This is a genomic window from Marinomonas sp. 63XJN7_9_ISO-PGPR-S23-217 (genome assembly GCF_056173515.1).
The window spans coordinates 3,022,852-3,036,846 of sequence record NZ_CM149678.1 but is presented as its reverse complement, the minus strand read 5'-3'; the positions used below and the strand labels follow the sequence as shown (position 1 = coordinate 3,036,846).

General features: G+C 44.6%; 10 protein-coding genes. 6 read left to right on the top strand and 4 right to left on the bottom strand.

Annotated elements, in window-relative coordinates; genetic code table 11:
- Positions 1–4: 4 nt before the first annotated feature.
- The 5 genes from folC (at position 5) to AC0VYI_RS14190 (ending at position 5,553) form a co-directional block, all read left to right on the top strand.
- Positions 5–1,288, top strand: a complete 1,284-nt coding sequence (folC, locus tag AC0VYI_RS14210) for a bifunctional tetrahydrofolate synthase/dihydrofolate synthase (RefSeq protein ID WP_475443669.1) — start codon at positions 5–7, stop codon at positions 1,286–1,288.
- Complete coding sequence (locus AC0VYI_RS14205) at positions 1,282–1,944, top strand: SPOR domain-containing protein (RefSeq protein ID WP_475443668.1); 663 nt, start codon at positions 1,282–1,284, stop codon at positions 1,942–1,944. The genes folC and AC0VYI_RS14205 overlap by 7 nt, the downstream gene beginning before the upstream one ends.
- 45 nt (positions 1,945–1,989) lie before the next feature.
- A complete protein-coding gene (locus AC0VYI_RS14200; protein ID WP_199474807.1) occupies positions 1,990–2,523 on the top strand; it encodes a CvpA family protein in 534 nt (177 codons plus the stop codon).
- Between the two features lie 83 nt (positions 2,524–2,606).
- Entirely contained in the window at positions 2,607–4,118 is a 1,512-nt protein-coding gene (gene purF / locus AC0VYI_RS14195) for an amidophosphoribosyltransferase (protein WP_199474808.1), read from the top strand.
- Between the two features lie 262 nt (positions 4,119–4,380).
- The gene (locus tag AC0VYI_RS14190; protein WP_475443666.1) at positions 4,381–5,553 is read left to right on the top strand and encodes an O-succinylhomoserine sulfhydrylase; all 1,173 of its coding nucleotides are present in this window, start codon (positions 4,381–4,383) and stop codon (positions 5,551–5,553) included.
- 124 nt (positions 5,554–5,677) lie between these two features.
- Here AC0VYI_RS14190 and AC0VYI_RS14185 read toward each other — a convergent pair whose 3' ends face one another.
- The 4 genes from AC0VYI_RS14185 to AC0VYI_RS14170 form a co-directional block, all read right to left on the bottom strand.
- The gene (locus AC0VYI_RS14185; protein ID WP_475443664.1) at positions 5,678–6,481 is read right to left on the bottom strand and encodes an OmpA/MotB family protein; all 804 of its coding nucleotides are present in this window, start codon (positions 6,479–6,481) and stop codon (positions 5,678–5,680) included.
- Positions 6,482–6,484: 3 nt separating this feature from the next.
- Complete coding sequence (locus AC0VYI_RS14180; RefSeq protein ID WP_199474811.1) at positions 6,485–7,252, bottom strand: motility protein A; 768 nt, start codon at positions 7,250–7,252, stop codon at positions 6,485–6,487.
- 167 nt (positions 7,253–7,419) lie between these two features.
- Positions 7,420–10,530 carry an efflux RND transporter permease subunit gene (locus AC0VYI_RS14175; protein WP_475443662.1) on the bottom strand — a complete coding sequence of 1,037 codons (3,111 nt, stop codon included), beginning with the start codon at positions 10,528–10,530 and terminating at the stop codon, positions 7,420–7,422.
- Between the two features lie 45 nt (positions 10,531–10,575).
- A complete protein-coding gene (locus AC0VYI_RS14170; RefSeq protein WP_475443660.1) occupies positions 10,576–11,730 on the bottom strand; it encodes an efflux RND transporter periplasmic adaptor subunit in 1,155 nt (384 codons plus the stop codon).
- Between the two features lie 301 nt (positions 11,731–12,031).
- Between AC0VYI_RS14170 and AC0VYI_RS14165 the strand changes: the two genes are divergently transcribed.
- Positions 12,032–13,978, top strand: coding sequence for an ATP-binding cassette domain-containing protein (locus tag AC0VYI_RS14165; RefSeq protein ID WP_475443659.1), 1,947 nt, complete (start codon positions 12,032–12,034; stop codon positions 13,976–13,978).
- Positions 13,979–13,995 lie beyond the last annotated feature (17 nt).

Here is a 13,995-nt window from a genome sequence, read left to right as displayed (position 1 = left end):
TTGAATGACATCCGAGTCGTTGACTGTGTGTAAGTCTCTGGATGACTGGCTTTCGTATATTGAGAGCCAGCATCCTTCAGAAATTGAATTGGGCCTAGAACGAGGGGCATCGGTTTTAGCTAAGCTTAATATTGTCAGACCCAAAGAAAAAATCATTACAGTAGCGGGTACCAATGGTAAAGGCTCGACTTGCGCCATGTTGACCCAGTATCTGCAATCTCAAGGTCATTCTGTAGGTACCTACACTTCTCCCCATTTTATCGATTTTAATGAGCGCATTACGATCGATGATCGGCCCTGTGAAGACGATCTGATTTGTCAGGCTTTTAAGGTGATCGAAACGGTTCGTGGTGACACACCTCTGACTTATTTTGAGTTCAGTACTTTGGCTGCATTGTGGATTTTCTCTCAAGCAAATTTGGATTATTGGGTACTAGAAGTAGGTCTTGGTGGTCGGCTGGATTCGGTGAATATGGTCGATACCGATGTGGCGGTGGTGACGTCCATTGCACTGGATCATACCGATTGGCTGGGTGACTCCCTTGAGGTAATTGCACAGGAAAAAACGGGCATTGCCCGAGCTGGAAAACTGTTGGTCAGTGGGGTTGTTAACCCTCCCGCATCGTTGGCTAATACAGCAAATGGCATTGGAGCTGTATTGCGCCAAAAAGGCACGGATTTTTCCTACGTTAAGAAGGGGAATGTGTGGTCTTGGTCTGGCAATAACGTTCGCTTTGATGATCTACCTGTCCCCAATCTACCGATTGAAAACGCGGCGACTGTCGTAGCGATATTGAGTTATATGGGATTGTCTCCAACAAAAGAGGCTCTAGCGTCGTTGTTTCACTCTGCGCAATTAACCGGACGTTTTCAAAAAGTATCCAGTGAGCCGTTGGTGTATATTGATGTTGCTCATAATCCTGAGGCGGCCACTGAACTGGCCAATCGGATTGCTGATTTTGAATCTGCTCCTATTGCTGTTTGTGGTATGTTAAAAGACAAAGACATTGCCAGTGTTATGGCCATTTTAGGTTCGCAATTCTCTGCATGGTATTTTTCGGACCTGAAGGGTATACGAGGAGCGAAGGCGGATGAACTATTTACCAAGCTGACTCATCCATACAAGCAGTCTTTTCCATCGGTAGCACAAGCTTATGATGCCGCCGTCGCTCAGGCGATTGAGGAGTCAAGGGCCGTCGTTGTATTTGGTTCTTTTGTAACGGTTACAGACTATTTAGAGCATGCTCGTTATTTGCAGCATGATCGAGAAAAAGGTGTTCCATGTTAGATAAAACTTTGACTCACAGGTTAATCGGTGCCGGCATTATGATTGTCGCTGCGGCGATTATTCTACCGCAAGTTTTAAATGGTAAACGTCCCCCTGAGTTGGGGGTTCAGGTAGAAGTGAGTAAAGCCCCCGTGTTTCCAGGGGCAAAAATAGCGGCAACTCAGCCTGTAGACAATTTGCCGGATACGTCTTCTACAAATGATGTCACTCATGTTTCTGTCACGAACAAACACTCCACCACAGCGATTCCTATCAAACAACCTCAAGATATTACACTTGTACCAGCCGATAAGGCGTCTGTTAAGAAAGACACTTCGGTGTCAAATCAATCTGCCCAAACAGGCTCCTCTTCATCCAGTGCAGCAAAAGCGTCAACAGATAAACAAACCAGTGTCGCCAGCAAAAGCCAGCCTAAGCCACAAATGGCCGTTCGTTGGACAGTACAAATTGCCACCTTTGCGAATGAGGCGAATGCAAAACGTTTGGTGGATAAGTTAAAAAAGGCAAATTACTCGGCATATAGTATCACCAGCAGCTCTCTGAATAAGGTCTATGTTGGTCCTGAGTTTGAGAGAAGTGCGTCTGAAAAAACTATGAGTGACATTAAAAAGAAATTTGGTCTGAAGGGATTTGTGACGAAGTTTTCAGAGAATTAGCGATTCGCTTCTGTTAAAATCCTCCGCGATTTTATGGAGACCATTATGAACACAGTAAACTCTATTACTACAATAGATTGGCTGATCATCGCCGTTGTTCTTGTATCGACTTTGTTGAGTTTAAAGAGAGGGTTTGTTAAAGAAGTATTGTCTCTGGTGACTTGGGTTGTAGCGTTTGTTGTAGCTGTTAAGTTTTCGGATAATATGCAGGCTTTATTGGTTCAGCAAATTCAGAGCGATCAAGTCCGTTATATAGTGGCCTTTATTGCTTTATTTGTTGCTACTTTAATCATTTGTGCCTTGGTGAGTTACTTAATAGGCTCACTTATACAAGTTACTGGATTGTCTAGTACTGACCGGGTATTAGGTATGGTATTTGGCTTTGCGCGAGGGGCCTTAGTGGTCGTGGCGTTTGTATCCTTACTAAGTTTAAGTCCATCAATTGAAAAAACTCAGATGTGGAAAACCTCGACTCTGATCCCTCAATTGGTGTTATTAAAAGACTGGACACGAGATATGTTAGGCAAGAGTTCGGATGCGGTCAGTCCGTCTCTCATAAATCGTGTTCTAGGTAGTTAACTGGTTGCTTATGATGAGTAACCACCCGAAGAAGAACCTTTTTGCGTATTTTACGTAATTTCCCCAATACGAGGATCTAATACATGTGTGGTATCGTTGGTGTCGTTGGCACGTCCATGGTTAACCAAACCATTTTTGATGCTTTGACTGTTCTGCAACATCGTGGTCAAGATGCAGCTGGGATGGTGACAAGTCATAATGGACTATTATGCTTACGCAAAGACAATGGACCTGTGAGCGAAGTTTTTCGTACACGTCATATGAAAAAACTACATGGTAACATTGGCATTGGGCATGCTCGTTACCCCACCGCTGGAACTTCTAGTTCTGCAGAAGCGCAGCCTTTTTATGTTAACTCACCTTACGGTATTTCACTGGCGCATAATGGTAATTTAACCAACACCGCCAAGCTTAAACAAGAAGTGTTTGAGTCCGACTTGCGCCACATCAATACGACGTCTGATTCAGAGGTTCTATTGAATGTCTTAGCTCATGAGATGAGTTTAGAAAACAAGTTAATTCCAACGCCTGACGATATCTTTAATGCGCTAGAGCGTGTTTATAAGCGTATCGAGGGTGGGTATGCAGTTGTTGCTCTGATTACGGGCTATGGAATTTTAGCCTTCCGTGACCCTGATGGTATTCGTCCACTGATTTACGGCTCAAAAATGAGTGAAAATGGTGGCATTGAGTATATGGTGGCCTCTGAAAGTGTCGCCTTGGATGCCGCAGGTTTTACTATTGAGCGGGATATTCAGCCCGGTGAGGCGATTTTCTTCGATGTGAACCATAAGGTTCATGTGCGTCAGTGTACACCGAAGAAAGTGCCTCGTCCTTGCTTGTTTGAATACGTATATTTTGCGCGCCCTGATACAGTGATTGACAATATTTCCGTCTATAAGGCGCGTATCAATATGGGGGATCGTTTAGCGGCGAAAATCCAGAGAGAGTGGCAAGATCATGATATTGATGTGGTTATCCCCATTCCGGACACGAGTCGTACGGCGGCATTGCAAATTGCACAAACGTTGAATATCCCGTTTCGAGAAGGCTTGGTGAAAAATCGTTATATTGGCCGTACGTTTATTATGCCGGGTCAGGCTGTTCGTAAAAAATCGGTGCGTCAAAAACTCAACCCAGTGCCCTTTGAATTCAAAGACAAAACGGTTTTATTGGTTGATGACTCCATTGTGCGTGGTACTACCAGTAAAGAAATTATCGAGATGGCTCGCGAAGCGGGTGCGAAAAAAGTGTACATTGCCTCTGCTGCTCCAGAAGTACGCTATCCAAACGTTTATGGTATTGATATGCCTGCGGTAACGGAATTGATTGCTCATGGCCGCAATGTTGATGAAATTTGTGAGCTAATCGGAGCGGATAAACTGATCTTCCAAGATCTGGACGATTTGATTGAGGCCTGTATCGATGAAAAGCATTCTGAGGTGCGTGAATTTGATACTTCGGTCTTTAATGGTCAGTACATCACAGGTGATATTGATGACGCGTATTTGGAACGTTTGCAAGAAGCGCGCAATGATGCCAAAAAAGCAGCTATCACAGTGAGTTCTAGTAGTGACATGATGTACCCTATGTAGAAAAATAGACTGTCTATGGTAAATTTAGAGAAGGACATGTGAGCGCTGGTCTTCAGTGACATAATCCCGTGAAATAAAGCCAGGTTGTCGCCTGGCTTTATTGTTTTTTAATCTGTCGATTTTTAGCCTGATTAAAGTGGTTTAGGATGCCTTGGGCTCGATAGGTTTAGTACGGATGAATTGGAAAAGGCTTTTTCAAAAGCCTCCCATAGAATTGTGATATGTAGGGTTTATAAGTAGTAACCAAGTTGGAGAGACAGGAATGCCTGATTATAAAGATGCGACGAATGCGATTCATTCTGGTGTTCGTCAGACGCAGGAGCAGGAAAATAGTGAAGCGATTTTTGCTACCTCTAGCTTCGCTTATTCAAGTGCTCAAGAGGCCGCGAGTAAGTTTTCTGGAGAAGAAGATGGCAATGTATATTCTCGCTTTACTAACCCCACCGTTGAGTTGTTTGAAAAGCGTTTAGCTACCCTGGAAAAGGGGGAAGCGGCGATTGCGACCAGTTCCGGTATGGCGGCTTTGATGACCATGGCATACAGTCTGTTGAGTGCTGGCGATAAAGTTGTTTGCTCTCGTAACATCTTTGGATCTACGGTTAAATTCTTTAGTACCTACACAACCAAATTTGGTGTGGAAGTGGTGTATGTGGATGCGACGGACTATCAAGCTTGGGAAGAGGCTATCGATGAAAACACTAAGCTTTGTTATTTTGAAACACCGTCCAACCCATTATATGAAGTAGTGGATGTACAGCGTGTGGCAGACCTTGCTCATGGGAAAGGGGCATTACTGTGTGTCGATACAGTATTAGCAACACCGGCCCTTCAGAACCCTTTAACGCAGGGGGCGGATATCGTGATGCAATCGGCGACGAAGTTCATTGATGGACAAGGCCGTACTCTTGGTGGGGCATTGATCTCAAACAAAGAGATAGTAGAGGTGTTTACGGCCTTTATGCGCAGTGCGGGGCCATGCATGAGCCCATTTAACGCATGGGTTTTAGTTAATGGTTTAGAAACCTTGGCGCTACGGATGACCGCACATTCAGCGAATGCGCTTAAATTGGCACAGTTTTTAGAGGCTCACCCGAAGGTCAAAAAAGTGAACTATGGTGGTTTACCAAGCCATAAATATCACGAGCTTGCCAAGAAGCAGCAAAAAGATTTTGGCGGGCTATTGTCGTTCGAAGTTGAAGGAGGTCGTGAGGCGGCATGGCAAGTAATTAATAGTGCCAAGTTGGTGTCTATCACGGGTAATTTAGGTGATACTAAAACCTTGGTGACGCATCCTGCTACCACTACACACGGTCGGTTAACCGATGAGGAAAAAGCCAAAGCGGGCATTGTGGAAGGTTTGATTCGCGTATCGGTAGGATTGGAAGACATCGAAGATATTATCATGGATTTTGATGGGGCTTTGTCTCAGATCTAACTGAAAAGCCATTGCCTTGATAGTATGTCACCCGAAAAGAGAATGCTGTCTTATTGCTGCATTCTCTTTTTCTATCTGAAGGTTTAAGTTGTCCCTTTTTTAAGGGGTTATCTGCTTCTTAAGGTTACGGAAACGCCAAAGGCTTGGTTTCCTGAGGTTGCTCTTTGGTGGCAGACTTAGGCATCCTTTCCAAAACAAACTCAGCACGCCGATTTTTAGCGCGATCTGCCGGCGTATCATTTGGCACGAGCGGAATACTGTCTGCATAACCTGTTGCCGTCATTCGTTCGGGTGAGATGCCTTTGTCTAGGAAATAGCGCAAAATGGTCGTGGCACGGATCGCTGACAGCTCCCAGTTGCTTGGAAAGCGTGCTGTTTTTATGGGCACATTATCCGTATGTCCTTGGATGTTGATTGTATAATTTGGGTACTTCTTAAAGGTATAGAGCAAGGTGTTTAAGATAAAGTCGGCATCATAACCAATCTCGGCCTCACCTGAGGCGAATAAACTTTTTCCATCAACTCGGATGATGAGTTTGTCACCATTTTCTGAAACAGACACCATTTTATTCAGTTTATAGGTATCAAGTTGCCGTTGTAAGTCTCGTTCCATCTTGGGAAGGTTCGCATCAGGGGCGTCTTCGTCTGCTTGTGAATCGCTTTTACCGGATTTCGTGTCGGTATTTTTTAGTGGGATAGGGGTTATGATTTTGTTGCCACCTTGAGCCGGTTTGTTGTCCGTTCCTTTGATATTATTTTTGTTCGAGATAGCAATTTGAATAGAGGATAAAGTTGACTCTAAAGTCGATTGAGTCATTCTCGACAGTGAAAATAACAGAATAAAAAACACCAAAAGCAGAGACATTAAATCAGCAAAGGTGAAGATCCATGTTGGAACATCATCATCTTCGAAAAAAGGATCATCCATCGTCTAATCCCTAAGACCAACAGGTTTACGCTGATGAGCGGGGACATAGGAAGAGAGTCGCTCATACACGGCTAGATAGTTATTGCTGCCCATCATGGCGATGGTACCATCTCGGATGATTTCCAGAGTTTGTATTTCTAAAATGGTTCTGGCTTTGAGCTTGCCGGCAATGGGCTGAAAAATCACTGTCGATAAAATGGAACCATAGAAGGTGGTTAATAGTGCAACGGCCATAGCAGGACCAATGGCATCTGGGTTATTAAGATGGGACAGCATCTGAATCAAGCCAATTAACGTCCCAAGCATGCCAAACGCAGGGGCATACATGCCCATTTTTTTAAACACGTCCTGAACCACATAGTGGCGCATTTTTAACGAGTCAATATCGGCTTGTAGGGTATGACGAATATAGTCCTCATCGGAGGCATCAGAGGCCATATTGAGTGCTCTTTGTAAGAAAGGGGAGTCGGCTTTTTCACGACTTAACGCCATTAAGCCTTCACGTCGAGCTACTCTAGTTAATTGCAGCATGGTAGCAATCATCTGTTGTGGATTCTGTTTGTCCTGGGTAAAAACAATGGCGGCTGCACGAAAAGCAGCCATTGTGTCTTTGAATTGAAACGTAAATAGCGTGGCGGCAATGGTACCGCCGATGACAATCATAATGCCCGGAACGTTGACAAAAATACTGATATCGCTACTACCGTAAAGAATCGCAGAAACGATTAACGCGAGACCCGAGATGATCCCTACAAAAGACGTAAAATCCATAAATTAATAAACCTAGCACGATTCATAATGTAATGAGATTGACATTATGTAGAGGGTTTATTGACATGACAAGTTATGAATTGTCGATAGTTTTTAATTTTGTTTGGCTTTTGTCTCTGATTGTGTGTTTTTTCTATCCCTGATCTCACTGTTTTTGCGCCATCGATTCAAAGGCGATTTAACCTTTCTCTGCGGCGATACCCTAATACCAATAAGCATGGAGTGAGTATAAGAGTTAATGGCGTGGCGAAAGTAAGGCCGCCTGCAATGGCTGTTGATAGCTGAGTCCACCACTGAGAAGAGGGGGCGCCCACACTGATATCCGCTTGCAGCAGGTCGATATTGAGCTGAAACACCATAGGAACCAAGCCTAGAATGGTGGTGATGGTGGTGAGCATGACAGGGCGAAGGCGCTGTACTCCCGTTCTCACGGCCGCCTCTTTTACCGACAACCCCTGACTTCGCAACACATTAAAGGTGTCAATCAATACAATATTATTATTAACGACGACACCCGCCAGAGCAATCACACCGACACCGCTCATGACGATCCCAAAAGGGTCTCCTTTTATCATTAAGCCAACTAACACCCCCATGGTGGAGAAGATAACCGCACTTAAAATCAATAAACATTGGAAGAAGTTATTGAACTGTGTCACCAATATAATGGCCATAATGAAGAAAGCAACGCCAAAGGCTTTCAGTAAAAAGGTTTGAGCCTCTTGTTGGTCTTCGGTATTACCTCGAAATTGATAGCTGACAGCTTTGGGTAGGTTCGAGGCATCAAGCTCTTTTTTGATTTGCTTTATTACTTGGTCAACGATCAATCCGTCTTTTACGTCAGCGTTAATTTTCACCGTTTTCTTGCCATCGGTACGGTTGATCACACCTTGTTTTTGGGCGGCGTAGCGATGAATAAAATTACTGGCAGGGATCGGGCCTTGGTCAGATGGAATTTGTAAATGATCCAGTTGCTCTAAACTACGATTGTTAATAGGGTAGCGTAGGACGATGTCAATTTTGTCGTCCGCGCCTTCTGGTAGGAAGTCACTTAGTTTAATACCGTTAGTGACCAACTTGATGACGCTGCCTAGTGTATTGACATCAACGCCATAACGGGCGGCTTTGGCCCTATCAATGTCAAAACGCCACTCTATGCCAGGCAAGGATCTATCGTCATCGACAGAGACTATGGCATCGCTGGCTTTTAACTTTTTGATCACGGCATCGGCGGTTTTATTGAGTATCTGCCCGTAGTCAGAACTGAGTTGCAATTGAATATCGGTGTCGGACTGAGGGCCATTTTGTTGCACCACAGAGGTGACTTGGATACCGGGGATTTGCTTTGTTTTCTCTCTAATGCGCTGCAAAATGACGCTGGCAGGTTCACGTTTATACCAGTCGACAAATTCCATGGTGAGTGTGCCTATGCTATCTGGGGCATCATTATTATTGACTTTGGCGTAGGAGGTGGCGACCAAGCTGGTAATGTTAGGGTTACCTAATACGAGTTTTTCAACCTTTTGTACCAGTTTGTCTTTTTCTTCCAGCGATAAGTTGCCCCGGGCATGGATTTCTAATTGCGCCACTTCAGGCTCTATATTGGGGAAAAACTCCACCCCTTTGCCAAATTTCCCATAGCTGATAAAAATAGCGATCAGTAACAAAATGGTGGCAAGCAGTACCCAAATAGGATACTCAATCAGTTTGCTGAGCACGCGGCTGTATGTCCCGACAAATCCTTTAAGTTGTTTTAGATCGCCTGATTCCGCCAAGGCTAACGTCTTGAGCATTTTAGGGGAATAGGCGCCTTTTTTGCCGATTAAAGAGCCGATGGTGGGGATAATGATAAGGGCCATGACAAGAGATGATGAGAGGGTTGCGATAACAGTGATTGGCATGAAACGCATAAACTCTCCGGCAATGCCTGGCCAGAAAAGTAGCGGGAGAAAGACCGCTAATGTGGTGGCAGTGGAAGCGGTAATAGGCCATGCCATGCGTTTGGCGGCTTCAGCATAAGCTGCTTTTTTCGTGGCACCTTCTGCAAGTTTTCGATCCGCGTATTCGGTTACAACAATCGCTCCATCTACCAGCATGCCAACACTTAATATCAAAGAAAACAGCACAACCATGTTGATGGTGTAGCCTTGGATATTGAGCAGTAAAATACCTGCTAAAAAGGCCCCGGGTATGGCGATGCCAACTAAGAGAGCACTACGAATACCTAACGCCCAAACAATAACAATCATCACTAATAACGTGGCGATTAAGACGTTATTGAAGAGATCGTTGAGTGAGGTTTCAATTTGTTTGGATTCGTCTTGGGTAAACTCATACTTCACACCTGCAGGCCACTGCTTACTGGCTTGTTGGGTGATGGCTTTGACCCCATTGATGGTTTCTATGATGTTGGCTCCGACCCGCTTAGACACCGCCAGCGTAATACTATTGCGGCCTTCTACACGGGCGTGGCTGGTTGGGTCTTCGAAGCCGAGTTCTCCGCTGGCAATATCCCCTAATAACACCACTTGATCGCCATTTACCTTAATCGGCAAATTTAAAATATCGTCTTTTGTTTTAAGAAGGCCAGGTACTTTAAGAGGAAAACGGCCCGCACCAGTGTCTAGGTTACCAGCCGCGACGAGGCGGTTATTCTTATCAACAAAATTCATTACATCAGGCAATGACAGGTTGTAGGTGTTGAGCTTATCAGGGCTCACAACAATGTGCGCTTGTTGATCACGATCACCACTGATTTTTGCCTCAAGTACGCCTGGACTAGCTTCTATTTTATCTTGTAAGTTGTTGGCTATTTTGCTTAAGGTGGCAAAATCCAAATTGCCATACAGATTGATTCGCAATACTGGGAAGGTAGATAAATTAATCTCGGTAACTGTGGGTTCGTCTACATCGCTTGGTAGTTCACTCTTGGCACGATCGACCTTTTGCTGAGCATCAATTAGTGCTTGATCAATGTTTGTGCCTTGCTGGAATTCTAAAATAATCGATGCATGTCCTTCGGATGCGGTGGAGCGAATTTCCTTGAGGCCTTCTAAACCTTTTAGTTCTTTTTCTAAGGGCTTGACTAAAAGACTGTCAGCGTCCTCAGGAGAAATGCCTTCTAATGAGACCGATACGTAAGCCATTGGAATGGTAATATCGGGGGTGCTTTCCTTAGCAATGCTGATATAAGAAGCGATGCCAGACACAATCACCAAGGCAAATAATAATAATACCGTGCGGGAGCGAGCGAGCGCAGCGTCAATTAAGGTTTGCATGGTGTAAATTCCTTTTTGTCCAAATGCGTAGACCGTGTAGCCATTCTAGTTTGCTTGTTCTGCTGGTGGTGTGGTTGCATTGGTGTTCTCATTGTCAAAATGAGGTGCTACTTTTTCTCCGGCTTTTACAAAGCCTTGGCCGACGGTAATGATGGTTACCGTATCCGGTAACCCCCCCACCCAGACTTTGTCTCGTTCCGATTTAAGAGGCGTAACGGGTAAGATCTGAACAATATTGTTTTTATCAAGAATTTTAACTGCTGTTTCCCCAGCCCCATTTAATGTTAACAAGGCCGCTGAGAAGGCATGAGCATGTTGTTGATCCAATATAAAATCGACATCGGCGGTTATGCCTGCTGGGGCCGTTTGATTAGGGTTGGCGATGGTTAGTTCTACCGGAATTGTTCTGCTTTGCTGGTTTGCGACCGCGCTGATATAGTCAACTGTGCCCATAGCAGTATAGCCGGAGTCGAGTTTCACCTTGCCTTTTGTCCCTATATGGATGTGTTGTATTTTATTTTGTGGAATGGACACTTGGATATGTAAGGGATCAAGTGAGACAAGGGTTCCTATGGTCGCGTCTTTTGCTAACTGTTGCCCCTTTTCTACATCTACCGTATTCATTACTCCATCAAAGGGGGCGGTAATTGTCGCGTTTTCGAGCTGCACCTCAAGTTGCTTAAGGTTGCTTTTGGCTGTCCCTAACAAGGTTTTCGCTTCAGCCAATTTGACCTGAGAAGAAAGGTTGCTTTTGCTTAATTTCGTGATGCCATCCAGTTCTAAATGGCGTTGTTTGACGAGGAGCCGAGCTTCTTCTAATTGAGCTGCTAATGTCCGAGTATCGACTTTGAGCAGTACATCACCTGCTTTGACATGATCGCCTTTTGTAACTGGCAGAGAGGTAATTTTGCCAGCATATTGATTATGTAGCGTGACCGTCTTCCCCGCCATGGTTTGACCCGATAGCGTCAAATGCAAATCAATGTTTTGGGCGTAAATCCGTTTAGCTTGTACCGATGTCAGTGAGGCTGTTTGTGGGTGTGCGTTAGGCATCGAATCGGGCTTAGGAGGCTGCGATTCTATTCTATGACTATTGTGTTGCGCTGTAATAATGCCTTTTCCGCCGATCAATAACCAACATGCTATTGCTGCGACGATGAGAATCGCCGTCACCGGTCCCAGCTTAGTTTTCAACGCCATTCATATCTCCTTATTAGCTGACATTGGCTTCCCATCATGGATCAATCAAGTCTAGATATAGCGTGGAATTATAGGCATAAAAAGAATTCATTAACACATTATTGTCATGATTATTGCAAAAAGCTTAAGGTGCCGGTCGATAGGCTTATCTTGAAAACGCTTAAAAAAAACAGACTTGGCATAAAAACCGTTCATCTAAATAGGATTTTTGCTTTTTGGTGTGCGGTATTCACTAAACCTTCATTAGGAAGGGTGCTACTATAGCGCCACAAAAAATTTACACTATTTTATATGGATAGATATGAGTCTATTGTCGTTAGAACAGGTTAGTGTTGCATTCGGACATAATCCGTTGCTGTCGAAAATCAGCTTTTCTGCTGAAGCGGGTGAGCGTGTTGCCATCATTGGTCGTAATGGTGCGGGTAAATCTACTTTTTTAAAAGTCGTCTCTGGTGAGCAAATACCGGATGAAGGGGTGGTTCGTATTGAAGGGGGCATGAAAATCGCCCAGCTCCCTCAAGAACTACCAGACGCTAATGAGAAAACCGTTCGTGAAGTTGTCAGTGAAGGGGCAGGTCAAGCCCATCACTTGATGAAACGCTACTTTTCCTTGTTAGAGGATTTTGAAAACGATCACTCCCATGAGCTTGGTGAGATCCAGGCAGAGTTAGATAAAATCCAAGGGTGGGATTTAGAGCAGCGAGTGAACCACATGGTTCAGCGTTTAAGATTGCCTGCTGACAAACTCATGTCGGAGTTATCTGGTGGTTGGCGTCGTCGTGTTATTTTGGCACAGGCGTTAATTTCGAATCCCGATATTCTACTACTTGATGAGCCAACTAACCATTTGGACGTACCAACCATCGAATGGATGGAGCAACAACTCCAACAATTCCGTGGCTTGATCTTATTTATTACCCACGACCGTCGTTTTCTAGAGAAGCTGGCCAATCGTATCGTGGAACTGGATCGCGGTAATTTGATTTCTTTCACCGGAAACATTCATGAGTTTCTTGTTTTTAAAGAAAAATTGCTCGAAGAAGAAGAGCGTGCCAATGCTCTGTTTGATAAGCGTTTGGCTGAAGAGGAGGTCTGGATACGCCAAGGAATAAAAGCCCGTCGTACGCGTAACGAGGGGCGTGTACGTGCCTTGAAAGCCTTGCGACAAGAGCGTTCCGAACGTATTAATCGTCAAGGTAATGCAAAAATGGCGATTGAAACGAAAGATAAATCGGGCAAGCTGGTGGTGGAATTCACACAAGTAGGTCATGCATTTGACGATAAAGTGATTCTCAATCCCATGGATTTTATTGTGAACCGCGGTGATCGTATTGGCCTGATTGGACCAAACGGCTGTGGTAAAAGTACGTTTTTGAAAATTCTGCTGGGGGATTTGAAACCAAAATCCGGCACTGTTCGTCAGGGGACCAAACTGAACGTTGCTTATTTTGATCAGCTGCGTGAGCAACTTGATCCTGAGCAAACGGTGGCAGAAAACGTTGGCGAAGGCAAAGATACCATCGAGATTAACGGTCAGAGCAAACATGTGATTGGCTATCTTGGGGATTTTCTGTTTCCTCCTGAACGGGCACGTACCCCTGTTAAGGCGTTATCAGGTGGTGAGCGAAACCGTGTATTGTTGGCGAAACTCTTCACGAAGCCTGCTAACTTGCTGATCATGGATGAGCCAACTAACGATTTAGATGTAGAAACCCTAGAGCTTTTGGAAGAACTGTTAATGAATTACGATGGCACTTTGCTGCTCGTGAGTCACGATCGTTCATTCCTAGATAACGTGGTGACGAGTGTGATTGCGTTTGAAGGCGAAGGTAACGTAAAAGAGTACGTCGGCGGTTATCAAGACTGGATCCGTCAAGGTGGTAAGTTCCCCGCAGAATCCACGTCGCAAACGGATGATGTACCAACTAAAAAAGAACAAGCAAAAGCCGAATCGAAAAAAGTTGCAGAAGCCACCCAGCAAGCGACTACTAAAGCAGCAGCCTCCACTCCTAAACCAAAAACAAAGCTGAGTTATAAACTGCAGCGTGAATTTGATGCAATGCCAGAGACCATTGCTAAGTTAGAAGAGGACATTGCCGCTTTACAGGCCATAACAAGTTCTCCTGATTTTTATACAGGTGATGCACAAAACATTGAGCAAACCTTGGCAAAGATGGCAGACAAAGAACAAGAGCTTGAAACCATGATGGAACGTTGGCTAGAGCTTGAAACTATGCAGAATGGATAAACCGCTCAGAATGGGTA

Bases quoted from the DNA above. Each gene is read 5' to 3' on its own strand.
- folC (WP_475443669.1), top strand. From the start codon at position 5: ATGACATCCGAGTCGTTGACTGTGTGTAAGTCTCTGGATGACTGGCTT.
- AC0VYI_RS14180 (WP_199474811.1), bottom strand. From the start codon at position 7,252: ATGGATTTTACGTCTTTTGTAGGGATCATCTCGGGTCTCGCGTTAATC.
- AC0VYI_RS14175 (WP_475443662.1), bottom strand. From the start codon at position 10,530: ATGCAAACCTTAATTGACGCTGCGCTCGCTCGCTCCCGCACGGTATTA.
- AC0VYI_RS14165 (WP_475443659.1), top strand. From the start codon at position 12,032: ATGAGTCTATTGTCGTTAGAACAGGTTAGTGTTGCATTCGGACATAAT.
- AC0VYI_RS14170 (WP_475443660.1), bottom strand. From the start codon at position 11,730: ATGGCGTTGAAAACTAAGCTGGGACCGGTGACGGCGATTCTCATCGTC.
- AC0VYI_RS14185 (WP_475443664.1), bottom strand. From the start codon at position 6,481: ATGGATGATCCTTTTTTCGAAGATGATGATGTTCCAACATGGATCTTC.
- AC0VYI_RS14190 (WP_475443666.1), top strand. From the start codon at position 4,381: ATGCCTGATTATAAAGATGCGACGAATGCGATTCATTCTGGTGTTCGT.
- AC0VYI_RS14205 (WP_475443668.1), top strand. From the start codon at position 1,282: ATGTTAGATAAAACTTTGACTCACAGGTTAATCGGTGCCGGCATTATG.
- AC0VYI_RS14200 (WP_199474807.1), top strand. From the start codon at position 1,990: ATGAACACAGTAAACTCTATTACTACAATAGATTGGCTGATCATCGCC.
- purF (WP_199474808.1), top strand. From the start codon at position 2,607: ATGTGTGGTATCGTTGGTGTCGTTGGCACGTCCATGGTTAACCAAACC.